General features: G+C 67.7%; 15 protein-coding genes and 1 pseudogene. 11 read left to right on the forward strand and 5 right to left on the reverse strand.

Annotation, left to right across the window (positions count from 1 at the left end; translation table 11 throughout):
• The first annotated feature begins 73 nt into the window (after nucleotides 1-73).
• Entirely contained in the window at nucleotides 74-571 is a 498-nt protein-coding gene (locus tag MICSW_RS06570; protein WP_292726988.1) for a DUF427 domain-containing protein, read from the forward strand.
• Nucleotides 572-611: 40 nt separating this feature from the next.
• On the opposite strand, the gene MICSW_RS06575 is transcribed toward MICSW_RS06570, so the two are convergent.
• Both MICSW_RS06575 and MICSW_RS06580 read right to left on the reverse strand, forming a co-directional pair.
• Nucleotides 612-1,259: an LON peptidase substrate-binding domain-containing protein gene (locus MICSW_RS06575; RefSeq protein ID WP_228178643.1), complete on the reverse strand. Its 648-nt coding sequence runs from the start codon at nucleotides 1,257-1,259 to the stop codon at nucleotides 612-614.
• A gap of 19 nt (nucleotides 1,260-1,278) precedes the next feature.
• Complete coding sequence (locus MICSW_RS06580) at nucleotides 1,279-1,704, reverse strand: DUF3054 domain-containing protein (RefSeq protein ID WP_464497908.1); 426 nt, start codon at nucleotides 1,702-1,704, stop codon at nucleotides 1,279-1,281.
• A gap of 48 nt (nucleotides 1,705-1,752) precedes the next feature.
• On the opposite strand from MICSW_RS06580, the gene trhO reads away from it, so the two are divergent.
• The 4 genes from trhO to MICSW_RS06600 all read left to right on the forward strand — a co-directional run bounded on the left by trhO (nucleotide 1,753) and on the right by MICSW_RS06600 (nucleotide 6,259).
• Entirely contained in the window at nucleotides 1,753-2,688 is a 936-nt protein-coding gene (trhO, locus tag MICSW_RS06585; protein WP_228178645.1) for an oxygen-dependent tRNA uridine(34) hydroxylase TrhO, read from the forward strand.
• Nucleotides 2,689-2,822: 134 nt separating this feature from the next.
• Nucleotides 2,823-3,026, forward strand: a complete 204-nt coding sequence (locus MICSW_RS06590; protein ID WP_228178646.1) for a cold-shock protein — start codon at nucleotides 2,823-2,825, stop codon at nucleotides 3,024-3,026.
• 381 nt (nucleotides 3,027-3,407) lie between these two features.
• Entirely contained in the window at nucleotides 3,408-4,502 is a 1,095-nt protein-coding gene (locus MICSW_RS06595) for a fatty acid desaturase family protein (RefSeq protein WP_292730441.1), read from the forward strand.
• 257 nt (nucleotides 4,503-4,759) lie between these two features.
• Nucleotides 4,760-6,259, forward strand: a complete 1,500-nt coding sequence (locus MICSW_RS06600) for a DEAD/DEAH box helicase (RefSeq protein ID WP_464497913.1) — start codon at nucleotides 4,760-4,762, stop codon at nucleotides 6,257-6,259.
• Nucleotides 6,260-6,393: 134 nt separating this feature from the next.
• On the opposite strand, the gene MICSW_RS06605 is transcribed toward MICSW_RS06600, so the two are convergent.
• The gene (locus MICSW_RS06605) at nucleotides 6,394-7,341 is read right to left on the reverse strand and encodes an aldo/keto reductase (RefSeq protein ID WP_292730447.1); all 948 of its coding nucleotides are present in this window, start codon (nucleotides 7,339-7,341) and stop codon (nucleotides 6,394-6,396) included.
• A gap of 196 nt (nucleotides 7,342-7,537) precedes the next feature.
• Here MICSW_RS06605 and MICSW_RS06610 point away from each other — a divergent pair.
• The 4 genes and pseudogenes from MICSW_RS06610 to MICSW_RS06625 all read left to right on the forward strand — a co-directional run.
• Nucleotides 7,538-7,666, forward strand: a pseudogene (locus MICSW_RS06610) (glycoside hydrolase family 19 protein); the annotation flags it as partial.
• A gap of 56 nt (nucleotides 7,667-7,722) precedes the next feature.
• Nucleotides 7,723-8,880 (forward strand): glycoside hydrolase family 18 protein, encoded by a 1,158-nt coding sequence (locus MICSW_RS06615; RefSeq protein ID WP_464498509.1) that lies wholly within the window; start codon nucleotides 7,723-7,725, stop codon nucleotides 8,878-8,880.
• A 76-nt stretch (nucleotides 8,881-8,956) separates the two neighbouring features.
• Nucleotides 8,957-10,657: a glucose-6-phosphate isomerase gene (gene pgi / locus MICSW_RS06620; RefSeq protein ID WP_464497918.1), complete on the forward strand. Its 1,701-nt coding sequence runs from the start codon at nucleotides 8,957-8,959 to the stop codon at nucleotides 10,655-10,657.
• 8 nt (nucleotides 10,658-10,665) lie between these two features.
• Nucleotides 10,666-13,269 (forward strand): LuxR C-terminal-related transcriptional regulator, encoded by a 2,604-nt coding sequence (locus tag MICSW_RS06625; protein WP_464497921.1) that lies wholly within the window; start codon nucleotides 10,666-10,668, stop codon nucleotides 13,267-13,269.
• Between the two features lie 27 nt (nucleotides 13,270-13,296).
• On the opposite strand, the gene MICSW_RS06630 is transcribed toward MICSW_RS06625, so the two are convergent.
• Nucleotides 13,297-13,764 carry a hypothetical protein gene (locus tag MICSW_RS06630; protein ID WP_464497923.1) on the reverse strand — a complete coding sequence of 156 codons (468 nt, stop codon included), beginning with the start codon at nucleotides 13,762-13,764 and terminating at the stop codon, nucleotides 13,297-13,299.
• 127 nt (nucleotides 13,765-13,891) lie between these two features.
• Here MICSW_RS06630 and MICSW_RS06635 point away from each other — a divergent pair, with 127 nt between their 5' ends.
• Both MICSW_RS06635 and MICSW_RS06640 read left to right on the forward strand, forming a co-directional pair.
• Nucleotides 13,892-14,575 carry a hypothetical protein gene (locus MICSW_RS06635; RefSeq protein ID WP_464497926.1) on the forward strand — a complete coding sequence of 228 codons (684 nt, stop codon included), beginning with the start codon at nucleotides 13,892-13,894 and terminating at the stop codon, nucleotides 14,573-14,575.
• A 63-nt stretch (nucleotides 14,576-14,638) separates the two neighbouring features.
• Complete coding sequence (locus tag MICSW_RS06640; protein WP_228178655.1) at nucleotides 14,639-15,205, forward strand: ribonuclease H family protein; 567 nt, start codon at nucleotides 14,639-14,641, stop codon at nucleotides 15,203-15,205.
• Here MICSW_RS06640 and MICSW_RS06645 read toward each other — a convergent pair.
• Complete coding sequence (locus MICSW_RS06645) at nucleotides 15,202-17,268, reverse strand: ATP-binding protein (RefSeq protein ID WP_464497932.1); 2,067 nt, start codon at nucleotides 17,266-17,268, stop codon at nucleotides 15,202-15,204. The genes MICSW_RS06640 and MICSW_RS06645 overlap by 4 nt on opposite strands.
• Between the last annotated feature and the right edge of the window lie 378 nt (nucleotides 17,269-17,646).

A 17,646-nucleotide genomic window follows, 5' to 3' on the forward strand; every position in this document is an offset into this window, starting at 1 on the left:
ACGATCCAGATCCGGCCATACGACATTTCGCGTAGCTGAAGGTTAGACGCGTCTGCGGCGTACGCTGGCACCTATGCGACCACCGAGCCCTGATCCCACAGGCCCCGGCCAGGAGTCGGTCTGGGACTACCCGCGGCCGCCGCGTCTGGAGCACGTCGACCGCCGCATCGTGGTCGAGTTCGCAGGTGAGGTGATCGTGGACACGCGGGACGTCGTCCGCGTGCTCGAGACGAGCCATCCTCCCGTCTACTACCTTCCGATCGACGCCTTGGTTCCCGGGGTGCTGCGCCGGGGCGAGGGCGCATCGTTCTGCGAGTTCAAAGGACGGGCTGCGTACTTCGATGTCACGGTTAACGGGCGGGTGGCCCCGCGCGTCGGGTGGACCTATCCTGAGCCGTCCCGTGGTTTCGAGGACCTCGCCGGCCGCGTCGCGCTATATCCCGCTCCGATGGACCGGTGCACGGTCGACGGCGAGCTCGTCACACCCCAGCCGGGAACCTTCTACGGCGGCTGGGTCACGAGCGAGATCCGGGGTCCCTTCAAGGGCGTCCCGGGTTCCGCCGGCTGGTAGCTCGACTGAGCTCCGGAGCAGAGGATCAGGTGCCGCTACGTCAGGTGCCGCTGAGGTCGATGTCGCCGAGGTCGTCGATCTCGGGCCCGGTTGTCAGAAGAACCTCGGCGTCCAGCGTCAGATCGATGACATCGCGCAACAGGCCTCCGAGCGTGGTCGCGCCCAGGAGCCGCAATTGGTCAAGTTGTCCCAGTGGCGCGATGGCCGCGAGCTGCCACGCCGATTCGACAGGGTCCTCCGAGAGCTCGACGTTCGGATCCCAGCGCACGTCACTGAACTCGGCAGCACGGGCGAGGACTCGACGCACGATCTGCTCAGCCTGCGCGTGCAACGGCGCCAGCTCATCGCTCCACTCCAGTTCCGGAATGGGTGTCACGGATGCCGCCGGGTACGGATCGTCCTCGAGCCAACGGTCCACGGCTACTCTGGTTCCCCCGACGGCGATCACGTGCAGATCATCGGCCCGCGGGTCGACCTGCAGGATCCGGGCCATGGTGCCGACGGAGAACCGCTGGTCCCCGCCTCCCGCCTCGCTGCCGCGTTCGATCAGGACCACACCGAATGACGGTTCCTCGTCGTCGAGGACCCGACCGAGCATCATGAGGTAGCGCTGCTCGAAGATGCGCAGCGCGAGCGGGGTGTGGGGGAACAGCACCGTCCCGAGCGGGAACATTGCGACATCCGCCATGCCCCCAGTCAACCAGCGATTACGAGCGCGGGGCCCGTCGCCGCAGGATCAGCGAGACAACCACGCGCCACCCGACGAGGAAGACCGCGAGGACGATCGAAGCCACGATCACGAACGCGGTCTGCACACCCTGGCCGCTGATGGCTCGCAGGAGCAAGCCCCCGATCACCGTGTAGAGCCACACGGCGACCCCCGCGTTGAGGATTGAGAGAGGGAAGCGCCAGAGCCGCATCGTGAGCCATCCGACCAGAAGAGCGACAAGGAAGGGCCAGGTCGTCTGTGCCAGGCCGAGTCCGTCGGGACCGACGACCTCTTCGCCGTGACTCGCCCGCCCGATCGCGGCGAAGATGACGACGAACGCGATGTCGACGACAAGGGCGATCGCGACCGTGCGCGGAGCCGGCAGTGCGGGGGAGGGGCGGTTCGGTTCGGGGTCTGCGCTCATGCCTCCAGTGTGCCCGGGTGGGCCGGGTCGCCGAGCTAACCTTGTGCGGTGGCACTGTCGAAGATCCTGCTCTACTACCGGTTCACGCCGATCACCGACCCGAACGCGGTCCGGCTGTGGCAGCGTGACCTGTGCGAGCTTCTCGGGCTGCGCGGCCGCATCCTGATCTCGAAGGACGGGATCAACGCCACTGTCGGCGGCGAGCTCGGCGCGATGAAGACCTACTGGCGCAAGACGCGCGAGTACCCCGGCTTCGGTGACATCGACTTCAAGTGGTCAGAGGGAAGCGGCCTCGACTCCGACGGGCGGATCGTCGACTTCCCGCGCCTGTCGGTGAAAGTGCGCGATGAGATCGTGAGTTTCGGCGCCCCCGGCGAACTGCGTGTGGACCCGACCGGTGTCGTCGGCGGCGGCACCCACCTGTCGCCTGGTGCCGTGCACAAGCTCGTCCAGGAGCGCGGCGATGACGTCGTCTTCTTCGACGGCCGCAACGCCTTCGAAGCCGAGATCGGGCGTTTCAAGAACGCCGTCGTGCCGGATGTCGCCACGACGCGCGATTTCGTCGCGGAACTGGAGTCGGGCCGATACGACCACCTCAAGAACAAGCCCGTCGTCACGTACTGCACGGGCGGCATCCGCTGTGAGGTGCTCTCCAGCCTCATGGTCTCGCGCGGGTTCTCGGAGGTGTACCAGATGGATGGCGGAATTGTCCGGTACGGCGAGAGCTTCGGCAACACCGGGCTGTGGGAGGGTGCGCTCTACGTCTTCGACGGGCGTGAGTCGATCACTTTCGGGACCGACGCCGCGACGATCGGGGCATGCGTCACGTGCGGTGCGGCGACCTCGCGCATGGTCAATTGTGCCGAGGGGGACTGCCGGGTGCGCGTCGTGCACTGCGAGGAATGCACGGATGCCGCATCCGCCCTGTGCTCCCGCCACGCCGGCGTCATGCGGCCGGCTGGGGCGGTGGCCGACCGTAACTGATCGCGGAACACTTCGTCACGAGATCACAACATCCTTATGCCGTCGGCGTCCGGTGCCGTAGTGTGAGTCCCGCGTCGGCCACCGACGTGCGGGTCGCGCACTGCGATCCGGAGGTTTACGAAGGAAAAGACGATATGGCCACCGGCACCGTCAAATGGTTCAACTCCGAGAAGGGATTCGGTTTCATCGCTCCCGATGACGGTTCCGCCGACGTGTTCGCGCACTTCAGCGCGATCGCCGGCAGCGGCTACCGCAGCCTGGAGGAAGCGCAGAAGGTCGAGTTCGACACCGAGCAGGGCCCCAAGGGTCTGCAGGCTGCGAACATCCGCGCACTCTGACACAATCCCCTCGAACGCGCCGCTCCGATGTCGGAGTCGGCGCGTTCGTCGTTTCCGCGTGTCATCCGTCTCACGAAGGCCTGCCACCGACCTCTCGGAGGTAGGAGATCTTCCGACGGTCGGAGGCTTCGGCGCCGGATCGTCCTACCTCGGTGATTTGGCCTACATCCGCGCGGCGACGAGACCGTCCCCGACTGCCGGGAGCCTGACGATGTCGTGTGAACACGCGAGTATTCGGATGCCGACATATCGCTCTCCGTAGTGTGGGTACAGCGAACGGCAACTGCCCTTGGCATCCATCCCGCGGCGCGCACGATGTGCGGCGCACGAGCGAAGTCAGGTGCCGTTGTGCCGTCATCCTCTGTATCTTCCCGTCCCCCCGTGGACGAGTCGGCCCGACTCGGGCCGGTTCGCCAGACCTACTCTGGGACCGCTGAGTTCCCGCCGGTGGCCCGTGCCTACACGCAGGTGTCGCAGGTGGTCCGTGAACTCGGCTTGCTCCGGCGCACGCCGTGGTTCTATGCGGCAGTTGGCGCCGCGATCGCCGCGGGCTTCGGCGGCGCGATCACCGGATTCATCGTTCTGGGCGACAGCTGGCTTCAGCTTCTGATGGCTGCCGCGTTCGGCATCCTGTTCACTCAGGTCGCGTTCCTCGCCCACGAGGCAGCGCACCGCCAGATCCTCTCCAGCGGGCCCGCCAACGACCGGCTCGCTCGAGTGCTCGGCGGCATCGTCGGCATGAGCTACTCGTGGTGGGACTCCAAGCACTCGCGCCACCACGCCAACCCGAACCGTGTCGGCAAGGACCCCGACATCGAGGTCGACACGATCTCCTTCCTCGAGACTGACGCCGCAGCATCCCGCGGTCTCGTGCGCGTGGTCACGCGCAAGCAGGGGTGGCTGTTCTTTCCGCTCCTGACGCTGGAGGGGCTGAATCTCTACGCGCTGAGCTTCCGTCACCTGCTCTCACGGGGGCCGGTCAAGGGCCGGTGGACCGAGCTCGGCATCCTGAGCTTGCGTTTTGGCGTCGTGCTGGTGCCGATCTTCCTGCTCCTGCCGCTGGGCATGGCCTTCGCCTTCTTCGGTGTGATGGTCGCCGTGTTCGGTGTGTACATGGGTGCCTCGTTCGCACCGAACCACAAGGGGATGCCGATCATCGCGCCCGACGCGAAGCTCGACTTCTTCTCCAAGCAGGTGCGAACCTCACGCAATGTCGCCGGCGGATGGTGGGCGACGTGGCTCATGGGTGGCCTGAACTACCAGGTCGAACACCACCTGTTCCCGAGCATGTCGCGCCTGCACCTGGCACAAGCTCGCGAGGTCGTGCGCGACTATTGCGAGACCCACGACGTGCCCTATACCGAGACCTCGCTCTGGCGTTCGTACGCGATCGTCATCGACTACCTCAACCGTGTGGGACTGGCAGCCCGCGGCCCGTTCGACTGCCCCATGGTCTCGGAGTACCGGAGGGTCTGAGCCTTCCGGCCCCGGGGTGCGGGGGCGCGGCCCGACCGCAGCGCCCAGGTATCACTGGTAGGGTCGTTCACGGCGGATGTCGTTCTCGATCTCTGCCGGCGTCGTCGATACGCATCCCGGCCTGACGGTCCGGCTCTCTTCTCGAACGGCGAAACGATGCGCGAACCCGCGCCGTCGCCACTCCTCCGCTCACCACAGCCCTGCGCCGCTTTGCGCGGGTCGTGCAGCTGTGCGCGGACAATCACGAAAGCACCTCCATGACGACTTTCCTCGACCTCGGCGTGCCCGCAGTGCTCGCCGACGTTCTCAGCTCCTCGGGCAAGACCGAGGCCTTCGCCATCCAGCGGGACACGCTTCCTGACTCTCTCGCCGGGCGGGACGTGCTCGGCCGCGGCCGCACCGGCAGTGGCAAGACGATCGCGTTCGCGCTGCCGCTGGTGGCCCGCATCGCGGCGTCCGCGACCCCGCTAACCTCCGGGCGTCCGCGGGGTCTGGTGCTGGCCCCCACGCGGGAGCTCGCAACACAGATCGCCGCGACCATCGAGCCGCTGGCAAACGCCGTGGGCCTGCGGGTCACGACGATCTTCGGCGGCGTCAGCCAGCGCCCGCAGGAGCAGGCGCTGCGCGCTGGCGTCGACATCGTCGTAGCGTGCCCCGGGCGCCTCGAAGACCTGATGAAGCAGCAGATCGTGCGCCTTGACCGCGTCGAAGTCAGCGTGCTCGACGAGGCAGACCACATGGCCGACCTCGGCTTCCTCCCGGGCGTCACGCGGATCCTCGCCGCGACGCCGGCCGACGGTCAGCGCCTCCTGTTCAGCGCGACTCTCGACGGCGGCATCGATGTGCTCGCTCGCCGGTTCTTGTCCTCGCCGGTGAGCCACGAGGTCGACGAGTCGAGCGTCCCCGCGGGGGAGATGACCCACCGCGTGTTCTTGATCCCCGGAACTGAAGAGAAGACCGCGCTCATCCGCGAGCTCGCCTCGGGTCAGGGACGTCGCATCCTGTTCACGCGCACCAAGCACCAGGCCAAGAAGCTGGCCAAACAGCTCACCGCGGCAGGCATCCCCGCCGTCGACCTGCATGGAAACCTCTCGCAGAACGCGCGGGACCGGAACCTCGCCGCGTTCTCCGCGTCTCCCGAGAACGACGGCGTCCGGGTGCTGGTAGCGACGGATGTCGCAGCCCGCGGCGTGCACGTCGACCAGGTCGAGCTCGTCGTCCACGTGGATCCTCCCGTCGAGCACAAGGCGTACCTGCACCGGTCGGGTCGCACGGCACGCGCGGGTGCCGAGGGGACCGTCGTCACGGTCGGCCTCGAGGCCCAGCGTCGCGAGATCGCCCAGCTGCTCAAGAAGGCGGGTATCCAGGTCGACGCCGAGTCGGTGAAGGCATCGTCGGCAGCCGTCGACGAACTGGTCGGACCGCGCGCCGCTCACCGGATGCTGCCTGTGACCGCCCCCGCCGCGTCGACGCCTCGTGCCCGCTCTGGTGGGTCGGGCGGCGCTGTCCAGCGCTCTGGCGGCGGTGGACAGCGCTCCGGCGGCGGACAGCGCAGCGGCTCGGGTCGTGGCGCTCAGCCGGGACGCTCCGCGAAGCCCGGACACACGGCCAAGCCCACCCATGCCCACAATCCGCGTCACGCTGCCGACCAGGGGTCCGCAGCGGAGCGCAACCTGCAGCGGGCCGACGGTGCGCCCGCCCGACGTCGCCGCGGCTCGCGTGGTCGCGGCGCCGGCCAGCGTCCTGCCGCGCAGTAAGCGCCGGAGCGCCCGCTCAGGGATCAGGTCTGACACGAGGGGTCGCGACACACCGCACACGCACAGCGTGATACGGCGTGTTGCGACCCCTCGCGCTTGACGCAGGGTCAGCCGAAGAGCGGCGCCGGAGCGCCTCAGATGTCGCTCGGCGTCCACTCCGAGACGACGCTCAGCTCTTCGAGCTCATCGTGGGTGAGCTCCAGCGTCGCGCTCGCCAGCAGATCCGCGACGTGCTCGACGCGCGACGCGCTGGCGATCGGAGCGACAACGTGCGGCTGCTCGCGCAACCAGGCCAGCGACACCGCGGCCATCGTGCTCGCGTGGGACGCGGCGATCCGCTCCACGACCTGCAGCACCTGAAGTCCCTGCGCTGTCGCATATTTCGCTGCACCCTTGGCCCGCGGCGAGGCACCACCGTCGGCATCCGGTGACCGGTACTTGCCGGTCAAGAACCCGCTGGCGAGGGCGTAGTACGGCAGGATGCCGAGGTCGAACTCCTCAGCGATCGGGGCGATCTCGCCCTCGACCTCGTTGCGGTGCACGAGGTTGTAGTGAGGCTGCAGCGCGACAGGCTGAGCAACGCCCAGATCGGCGGCGGTCAGCATCCATTCGCGCATGCGATCAGGCGTGAAGTTCGACAGGCCGATCGTGCGAACAAGGCCATCGTCGACGAGTTTTCCGAAAGCTGACACTGCTTCGGCCAGTGGAACCTCGGGGTCGTCATAGTGTGCGTAGTACAGGTCGATGGTCTCGACGCCCAGACGCTGCAGCGACGCTTCGGCGGCGCCGCGGATGTTCTTCAGGCCCGGGAAGTCGGGGTGACGGCTGACCTTGGTTGCGATGGTCAGCTCTGCGGACGGACGGGCAGCGAGCCAGGCTCCGATGATTCTCTCGCTGTCGCCTCCGGTGTTACCCGGAGCCCACGCGCTGTATCCATCGGCTGTGTCTACGAAGTCGCCGCCGCCCTCGGTGAACGCGTCGAGAATCGCGAAGCTCTCGTCTCGGTCGGCGGTCCAGCCGAACACATTGCCACCGAGGCAGAGCGGGAAGACGTCGAGGTCGCGGGTTCCGATGCGGGTCATGACTCCATCCTGGCACCGCCCCGAAACATGAGGACTTTCTCACCGTGTCATCGAGGTGACGACACGTGCGTCATCGCTAGCGTGTGGCTCGCGACGCCCACCCCGAATCAGCGTCTGCACCCGAGAGGACACCATGATCGTTCGCTTCGCCCGTCCTGGCCTTGCCGTTCTCGCCCTACTGGGGCTCCTTGCTGGCATGCTGCTGTCCATCGTGCCTGCAGCGCGATCGGATGCCGCCTCCTGTGCTCCGGCGTGGTCGTCGGGAGAGACGTACGTCGGGGGAGACACGGCCAGCAAGGACGGCACCCAGTACAGGGCTAACTGGTGGACCAGAGGCGACGATCCCGTCACGAACAACGGCGTGACCGGTACCGGCCAGCCGTGGACCTCGATCGGTGCGTGCGGGGCGATGATCCGGCGACCCACAACGGCGTCAGCGGGACTGGCCAGCCCTGGACCGCGCAGGGTCCGTGCGGCACCCCGAGCGCCTCGCCGACGCCGACCGCAACACCGACCGCCCCGCCGAGCCCGACACCGACCTCTACTCCGTCGCCCACACCGACACCGACCGGTACGCCCGGCGTCGCACCCGACTTCGTTTTCAGTCCCTACAAGGACGTCACAGTCGGCATGAACTGGAACACCTCGGCAATGGGAACGGCTGTGGGTGGCTCCTCCCAGCCGCTCGTCGGTGCGAGCGGGCTGCTGGGCAGCGACGCGACCGACCTGGATGCCGTCACGCTGGCTTTCGCGACCGGAACCTGCGGAAGCGAGAACTGGGGCGGCGTTGCTGCCCAGGCTTTCGCCGATGCGAACATTCCCGCTCTGGCAGCGGCTGGCATCGACTACGTCGTCTCCACGGGCGGAGCGGCGGGGGCGTTCCACTGTTCATCGGCCGCTGGGATGACCTCGTTCATCGAGCGGTACGCATCCGATCATCTCATCGGTGTCGACTTCGACATCGAGTCCGGGCAGTCGGCGTCCGACATCCGCGATCTTGTCGCGGCCGCGGCCGGCGTTCAGGACAGCTATCCGCAGTTGCGGTTCTCGTTCACGCTCGCGACTCTCGCGGCAAGCGATGGCAGCTACGGCGGATTGAACGCGACGGGCGCGACAACAGTCCGGGCAATTCAGGCTTCGAACCTTCGCAATTACACCGTGAACCTGATGGTGATGGACTACGGCGCCGCGGGGCCGGGGGTGTGTGTGGTCAGCGGCGGGATATGTGACATGGGCGCCTCGGCGATCCAGGCGGCGACGAACCTGCAGCACTCGTTTGGAGTTCCGACAGACAAGATCGAGCTCACGCCGATGATCGGCATGAACGACGTGCGCGATGAGATCTTCACACTCGCCGATGTGCAGACCGTCGCCGCGTATGCACAGTCCCAAGGGCTTGCCGGCATCCACTTCTGGTCCCTCGATCGCGACGTGCCCTGTTCGCCGCCGACCCCGTGGGTCTCGATCACCTGCAACTCGGTGGCCAGTGGCACCTCATCGCTGTCGTACACGAACGGATTCCTGGACGCGATCGGGTGACGGATGCGTGGCGAGGAGCTATCTGTCACGGCTGGCGCTCCTGACTCCGGCGGCTCTGTTCGGTAGCGTGTGAACGGTGAACGCACCCGTCGATCCGACAACCACGCCCGCCTGGTCCGCCCTCACCGATGCCGCATCCGGATTCGCCCCGGATCTGCGCGCCTGGTTCGACACCGACCCCGGTCGCGTCGAACGCCTGAGCCACCCTCTCGCCGACCTGCACGTCGACCTGTCGAAGAACCTCGTCACCGATGAGATCCTCGCCTCGCTCGTGCGGCTGGCCGAGCAGACCGGCGTTGCCGAGCGGTTCGCCCAGATGCTTGCCGGCGTGCACCTGAACACCTCTGAGGACCGCGCGGTGCTGCACACGGCGCTGCGCCGCCCGGCTGGGGAGAGTCCCGCACTCGTCGTCGACGGGCAGGATGTCGACAGCGACGTCCACAGCGTGCTCGACGCGATGGACGCCTTCGCGAACCGCGTGCGGTCGGGGGAGTGGGTGGGTGTCACCGGCAAGAAGGTCACTCACGTCGTCAACATCGGCATCGGCGGTTCCGACCTCGGCCCCGTCATGGTGTACGAGGCGCTGCGCCCCTACGCGACCGCCGGGATCGAGGCGCGGTTCGTCTCGAACATCGACCCGACCGACATGGCGCAGAAGACCGCGGATCTCGACCCCGAAACCACCCTGTTCATCGTTGCGTCCAAGACCTTCACGACACTCGAGACCCTCACCAATGCCCGGCTCGCGCGGGATTGGCTGTGGGCGGGGCTGTCGGCATCCGGCGCCATCGACGGGTCGGATGCCGCCAAGACGGATGCCGTCGCGCACCACTTCGCCGCCGTATCGACCGCGCTCGACAAGGTCGCCGCCTTCGGGATCGACACCGACAACGCATTCGGCTTCTGGGACTGGGTGGGTGGCAGGTATTCGGTCGACTCGGCGATCGGACTCTCGCTCACGATCGCGCTCGGGCCGGATGCCTTCCGCGACCTGCTCGCGGGCTTCCACGCCGTCGACGTCCACGTCGCCACGACGCCGTTGGAGCGCAACGTCCCGGTCCTGATGGGCCTGCTCAACGTCTGGTACACGAACTTCCTCGGTGCGCAGACCCACGCGGTGCTTCCGTACGCTCAGCAACTGCATCGCTTCCCGGCGTACCTGCAGCAGTTGACGATGGAGTCCAACGGCAAGCGGGTGCGGTGGGACGGCTCACCGGTCGTCACCGATACCGGCGAGGTGTTCTGGGGTGAGCCCGGCACGAACGGGCAGCACGCCTTCTACCAGCTCATCCATCAGGGCACGCGGCTCATCCCGGCGGACTTCATCGCGTTCGTGAACCCGGCGTACCCGCTTCAGGACGCCGGCCGGGACGTGCACGGGCTCTTCCTCGCGAACTTCCTGGCCCAGACCAAGGCCCTCGCGTTCGGCAAGACCGCCGAGGAGGTCGAGGCCGAAGGCTCGACCGGCGCCCTCGTCGCTGCGCGTACGTTCCCGGGTAACCGCCCGACGACGTCGATCTTCGCGCCCGCGCTGACGCCCTCGGTGCTCGGTCAACTCATCGCACTTTACGAACACATCGTGTTCACGCAAGGCACGATCTGGGGCATCAACTCGTTCGATCAGTGGGGTGTCGAGCTCGGCAAGCAACTCGCGCTGCAGATCGCTCCGGCGATCGAGGGTGATGCGGACGCCGTTGCAGCGCAGGATACCTCGACCCGCGCGCTGCTGGAGTACTACCGCGAGCATCGCGAGGCAGTCCGCTCCCGCGAGGAATGAGTCACCCGATGCCCGCGCGCGGTCGTCGAACGGAGTGGCCGATCGTCGACCGCGTCGCATTGGTCGAGAACCTCGCACCTCGCTTCGACCGGACCCCCGCGCCCGGGGTGTTCATCGTCGGCCAGGCTGGGGTCGGGAAGACCGTGCTGGCCCGCCAACTCGCCGACGCTGCGGCGGCGCCGGAGACGGTCACCGTCATCGGATTGAGCGCGCTGTCGGGCGTCTCGCTGGCTGCATGGGCTCCGACGCTCGCTACGAGGGGGCTGCCGGCCGATCCGCACCGCGCGGTCGCCGCGCTGGTGGCTGAACTCGGCGCGCATCCCGAGCAGCAGATCCTGCTCGTCGATGACGCACCCCGACTCGATTCGATCTCTGCGGCTGTGGTCTATCAGCTCGTGCGGGGGTTCGGTGTGCCGGCGATCCTGACGGCCCGTCTCGGTGAGCCCCTGCCCGATGGGATACGTCGGCTGCTGGACGAAGGGCTGGTCGAGCGCGTCGACGTCCCGGGACTGAGTTGGGACGAAGCCGTCGAACTGCTCGAGCGAAGGTTCGACGGGCAGGTCCGCCATGGTGACCTCGACAGGCTGCTGTCCCGGACCGAAGGGAATCCGCTCTACATCCGCGCGCTCGTCGAGGCGGCAGTTAGCGATGGTGCGGTCCGTCTGTCGGACGGCGTCGTGGTGATCGAGGACGGTCGCACACCGCCCGAGCTGCTCGACGCGGTCACCCAGCGCCTGGAGGTCCTCGACGCCGCGGTCCACCGTGCTCTCCAGCTGGTCGCCCTCGTGCAGCCGATTCGCCGTGAGGCCTTGCTTGCCGGGGCGATGACGACGCTCACCCCCGATGTGCTCGATCACCTCGAGCTCAGCGGGCTCGTGGTCCACACCTCCGATGGTGATCTGCGGATCGCGCATCCTCTGATCGCTGAGGCACTCGAGCGTGACGACACGGCCGAGGACGTGTTCGCAGACAGCGTTGCGCTCCTGCGCTCACTCGAGGGTGACGCCGCGCGTCTGGCTGCGTGCCGGATCGAGTGGCGGCGCGGCGAGCTCGACTCGACCGAAGCGGCGTGGGCGGCGGAGTACGCGTTCGCGACCGGCGATCTGGTGCACGCGGCGGAGTACGCGCATACCGCTGTGGGGGATCCGAGCGCGCCGATCCGCTTCCGAGGGCACCTCGTTCTGGCCGACGCCGCATCTCTCACGGGAGACCGGAGCCAGGCCGACGATTCGTTCATGAGTGCCGAGGAGTGTGCACGCCGCCCGGAGGAGTGGGCACGACTGGCCGCGCACCGGGGTGAGCACTTGGCGTTCCGGTGCTTCGAGGTCAGCGCTGCCATCGAACAGGCCGAACGCATCCGTCGTTCCTTGCCGCGTGAGTCCGTCTCTGGCACTGATGCCGATCTTCGGCTGTGGCGGGCGGTTCGGGGGGAAGCCTATCGCGCACCGCTGCCGGAGGGGAGCTCGTCCCTCGGTCCTCCGGATGTCCGCATTCGAGAGGCGATGGCCGCCATCATGCACGAGTCGATGGCGGGCCGGACCGAGCTCGGGGATGAAGCCGAGCAGATCCTCCGCCGGCTCGGTGATCAACTGGGTCGGCTCGACACGAGCGCGGCGATGATGCTCGGCTTCGCCGAGTACATCGGGATGCTCTCGCGCGGCGAGGGCGAGAAGGCCGCCGAGTTCGCCACCGCGCGCCGCATCGACGCGGGAGAGGGCGTCGGGCTGTGGACCTGCACCCTGGCCGAACACCGTAGCTACAACGGGCGCCTGCGGGAGGCCAGCAGACTGGCCGCGCTCGCCGTCGATCAGCTCCGCTGGCGTGACGGGATGGGGGTGCTCCCGTTGGCTGTCGCCCTGCAGGCGGATGCCGCGGCCAAGCTCGGAGATCCGGGGCGGGCGCGGCGATTGCTCGAGGCATTGAGCCCTGATCAGCGAAACGAGCCGAAGGCCCTCATGGTGATCGCCGAGGTGGAGGCATGGCTGCTCGCGGAAGACGGTGACGCGGAGGGAGCGGCCGCTCTCGTGGAGCGTGCGGCGCGGCAGGCGATGGACGTCGGCTTTCGCCTGGTCGCCGCGATCTCGCTCGGACTGTGCGTCCGGTTGGGTGTGGTCGATCGCGCTGCCGGGATGCTGGAGGAGATCTGTCGGGATGTGCCACCGGACTTCGGGCTTTACACGAGCCTGCGTGATGTGGCCGTCGCACTTCGGGAGCGTCGACCGGCCGCCGTCGTCGAGCCGGCTGCGCGGCTCGCGAGCGCGGGCATGCCGCCCACGGCGCTCGATGCCATCAGTCTCGCCCGCACGATGCGACCCTCCAACGAGACCCGCTACCGGCTCGACAGGCTCTTCGGCGCGTGGGCGAGTGAGGTCGACGCGCCGCTGCGTCGCCGTCGTGAGAGCCCGGTCCTGTCGCGGCGTGAGCTGGACGTCGCAGCCAGGGCCGCGGATCGGCAGCGGACGCGGGAGATCGCGCAGGCCTTGGGCATCTCCCCGTCGACCGTCAACAATCAGCTGAACTCGGTGTTCCGAAAGCTCGGCGTCTCGTCGCGCGATGAGCTGCGGGAGGCGCTGGTCGAGCTCGGCCGCGCCACCGCCGGCGGGCAGACGTAGGTCGTCTCAGATTCCGTGGTGCGTCGACTATCGGGCGGTCACGTTGTAGAGGATCTCGGAGGCGTCGTACCCGACCTGCAGCTGCCACGTGTCGTTCTCGAAGAAGCCGCTGGTACCGAGATCGGACGTCGCCGTGTACTGCCCGCGGATCGTGTCCAGCAGCGCCGACCCCTCCGCCTCGCCGTCGGCGCAGCTGAACACGAGCGCGGCGATCCCCCCGGATGCGGGGAATCCCGATCCGTACGTACGGGCGCTCACGAGGTCGCAGGAAGGGACGGGAAGCTCGGCGGGCCAGCCTTCGGGGTACGCGACAGTCTCGACGACGGAGGCGTCATCCGCATCGTTGGTTTCCTCCTGGGCGCTGGAGTCCTGCTCGACGGCGACGACGTCGCCGGCCGAGTCCTCGGCGGATGTCGACGGGGATGTGGCTGCGCACCCGGTCAGAATGATCCCGGCGACGATTGCGGAGATGCCGATGAGGATAGGGCGATTCATGGGTGCTCGATTCTGCGGGCGGATTCCCGGACGGCGGACGGACAGAGTCTCCCGCCCGGGTCACACCGTCGCAATGGGCATCAACTGCCCATTGCGACCGCGACATCCCTGATCGACCCTCGTAGACATGATCTCCGTCTCCCGCCCGGCCGCGATCGCGGCACTCCTTCTCATCGCGGGCGCTCCGCTTCTTACCGGCTGCAGTGGAGGACTGGGCGAGCCGAGCCCCACACCGACGTTCGACGCGGCGGCCAGCGGCGCCGACGGTTCCGACGACACCGATGGTTCGGGAACCGGTGACGGCGGATCGACGGGGGGCAGCGATGTAGCGGAGGCAGGTCTTGTCGACTGCGTCCCGGGCCAGTGGGTGCTGGATGAGATACAGGTGACGGCGTTCTACAGTGCCGTCGCCGCGTCGATCCCCGAGCTGGAGATCGTGCCGTTCGGGACGATCGGCCTGACACTCGGTGCCGACGGTGGATACTCCTACGCGCCTGACTACGGATTCGTGCTGAGTGTGAATGCCGGTCCCGTGACGATCGAGCCTCGCGCGGTGGTCACGGGTGGAGTCACCGGCTCCTGGCAGGTCGAGGGTGGCACTCTCGTGCTCACCGAGACAGACAGCTCGCTGACTGTCGACGCCCAGCTAGACGGTCAAGCTTTCGACGTCGGGGATCTGACCAACAGCCTCATCGAATCGAGCCCGATGCTCAGTTCTGCCGGCACGATCGCGTGCACGTCGACGACACTCACCGTGCCGTATCAGACGGGAAGCGGATCGGTGGATCTGCAGTGGGATCGGGTCTCGTAGGTCAGTCTGATCGTCGGGGTGATGTCCTCACGCCACGGCCTCGAGAATGCGAGACTGTAACGCGTGCCTGAACCCGCTGCGCCGCATCCGACCGACCGCTACATCGTCGCGACCGACGGAGCGTGCAAGGGCAACCCCGGTCCGGCTGGCTGGGCGTGGGTCGGTGAGGACGGCAACTGGGCCGCAGGGTCCCTGCCCGAAGGCACGAATAACATCGGAGAGTTGCTCGGGTTGCTCTACGCGATCACCGATCACGCGGATGTCACCGAGCTCATCATCCAGGCGGACTCCAAGTACGCGATCGACACTTACTCCTCGTGGATGGACGGTCACCGTCGCCGCGGCTGGGTGACAAGCGCCAAGAAGCCCGTCGCGAACCGCGACATCCTGGAGCGTCTGATCGCAGCGCGCGACGCGCGACGTGCCTCGGGGATGCCCGACGTCGTGCTCGAGCACGTCCGCGGGCACAGCGGCCACCGCCTCAACAGCTGGGCCGACGAGCGGGCGGTTCGCGCCTCCGAGCATGCGGCGAAGGGTGAGGCGCTCGTGTGGACGTCGCTGCGTGGTCTGGATCGCCTCGATGTCGCGACTGATCCGCCCCGCTCTGCGGCCGACCGCGCGCGCCGCTAGGCAGGAGGGGTGCCGGCTGATCTGAGCGCTCGGTCGACCGGTCCACTTGCCGCATCGGCCGGCTCTGAAGGAAGCACGAGGCTGGCGATGACGCCCTGCCCGACCGTGGAGGAGATCTCGACGCGCCCCCCGTTGGCTTCGGCGAGGTCCTTGGCGATCGACAGGCCCAGCCCCGACCCGGCAGTATTCGTCGCCTCGGCGTGGGCGGTGCGGTAGAACCGCTCGAAGACGTGCGGAAGGTCCTTCGCTTCGATGCCGGGTCCGTCATCGGAGACGACGATGCGAACTCCGGCAAGCGGGGTTTTCGCGTCCGGGGATGCGGCGATCACTTCTTCCTCGGCAAGGATCTGGATGGTTCCGTGCGTGGGTGTGAACTTCACCGCGTTGGAGATGAGGCTTCGCAGTGCCCGGGTGAGTTGTTGGCGTGACCCCCGCACGGTGCCGGCATGCGCGCTCACTGTGACGGTGAGGCCCCGGGCACGCGCGATGTCGTCGAACGGTTTCAGCGCGTCGGTGATCAGATCCCCGACGCGGATGACCTCAACGTCAAGATAGGCGGTGCGCGCGCGCTTGTCGCGGGCGGCGATCAGGAGGTCTTCGATGAGCTCTTGCAGACGGTGGGCGTTGCGTGAGGCCACCGCAAGCCACTCTCGAGACTGCGCGGGCAGTTCGCCCGCCTCCTCGACCAATTCCAAGTATCCGGTCACACTCGTGATCGGCGTGCGAAGCTCGTGACTTGCTGTCGCGATGAAGTCGATCTGGCGCCGTTCAAGGTCGAGCTGTGCGGCGAGTGCCCTTGCGCGGTCTTGCTCTGCGGCGATCCTCACCTCGACCGCCCGGGCGTTCTCGGTGACATCGAGGAACTGGACCGACACACGTTCGGCGAGCCCCGCGATTCTCGACGCATCGACGCTGATCACGCGGCCGTCGGGGGTCGAGTGTGTGACGAGATGGCCCTCGCGCAGGCTCTCGGCCATGGCGCGCAGGAGCGCGCCCGCGCGCCATCGCCGGTCCGCATCGATCTCAGAACCGGCAATGGTACGGGATGCCGTGTTGGACAGCCGCACCCGCCAGGCGTCGCCCTCGTGCTCGACGACGAGTACGCCGACCCTCGAGTCGACGACGCCGCTCGTGACCAGCTCGGTCGTGCTCCGCGCGGAGCGGATGGCGGTGCGCAACTGGTAGCTCGCTGCCGACATGAACATACTCGTACTGGCGACCATGAAGATGAAGAGAATCGTCAGAAGCGCGGAAACCTCCGGAGTGAGACCCGCTCCCGCGAAGGGACCGAGCCCGAGGACCGTCAGCGCCAGGACGATGACGCTCGCGATGAGCGTCTCGGCGTAGGCAGCTCGGATCGGGAAGCGGAATGCCGCCCACGCGATGATTCCCACCGGAAGGAAGGTCAGCGGCAGCCCTGAGCCGACGGTTGCGAGCACCACGAGGATGCCGGTGAGCACAAGTATTTGAGCGACGATCTCGCCTGCCGGAGTCGGCTGGCCGATGTGTGGCGGGAGGATCGCAAAGGGGGCGAGAAGAAGGATCGCCGCCGCGTGCGATGCCGCGGCGTGCGCACCGAGGAGCGCTGCGTCGGAAGCCGATTGTGCGAGGACCGTTCCCACCAACACCCCCAGGACGCTGGAGGCCGCGATCGTTGCGAGGGCGAACCGCCAGGCACCGCTCACCCGGTCCAGGACAAGACGGTGTCGAAGCCGGTAGTGGAGGAGGAGGGTGAACACGCCGGTTTCGATTGCGTTGGAGATGCCGAAGCAGACAGACACGGCCAGAGGACGTCCGGCCACAGCGTTGGCCGCTCCGGTGACCAGCGCCACCATCAGCACGAACGCCCACCACTGCCTCCGAGGCGTCCACAGGATGAACAGCACCGACACGCCGGCCGCGGGCCACCATGCGGCGACGCTGCCACCCTGGGGTGTCACCAGCACGCTGAGCTGGGAGAGGACGAAGATCGCGATGGCCGCGAGAATCCACATCCACCAGGGAAGCGCCTTCGCGGGCGCTGATCCTTGCGCGCTGTGCGGCGCAAGGAGACGGCCAACCATGAAGAAAACCTACCCCGCTCCTGCTCGAAGCGGCGGAGCCCACTCTGGCCCACAACGGTGCTTTCGGTATCCTGCCCGGCGGAGCAAGAAGCCGATGTCCAGGCGGGGCGTCTACCCGGTGTCGTTCCGTGTAGAGGTGATGGTCCGAAGGGTCTCGAACTCGTCGGCCTGGGTCAGTCCCGCTCGCCGGGGGCGATCGATTCCCCGCTTCAGCTCGTCGTCGAGCGTCCGGGTCACTGTCATCGCGAGTGGACGGGTTGTCCCGCCGGTGGAGCCGAAGGCGTCGGCGCGCCGCCTGGCGAAGCCGGCGGATGCGGCGGGCAACCACAGTGGCAGCGCCCGCGGGCCCGCCCAGTAGCCAATACCCGAACCGGTCAG

The organism is Microbacterium sp. SW12 (genome assembly GCF_055391095.1).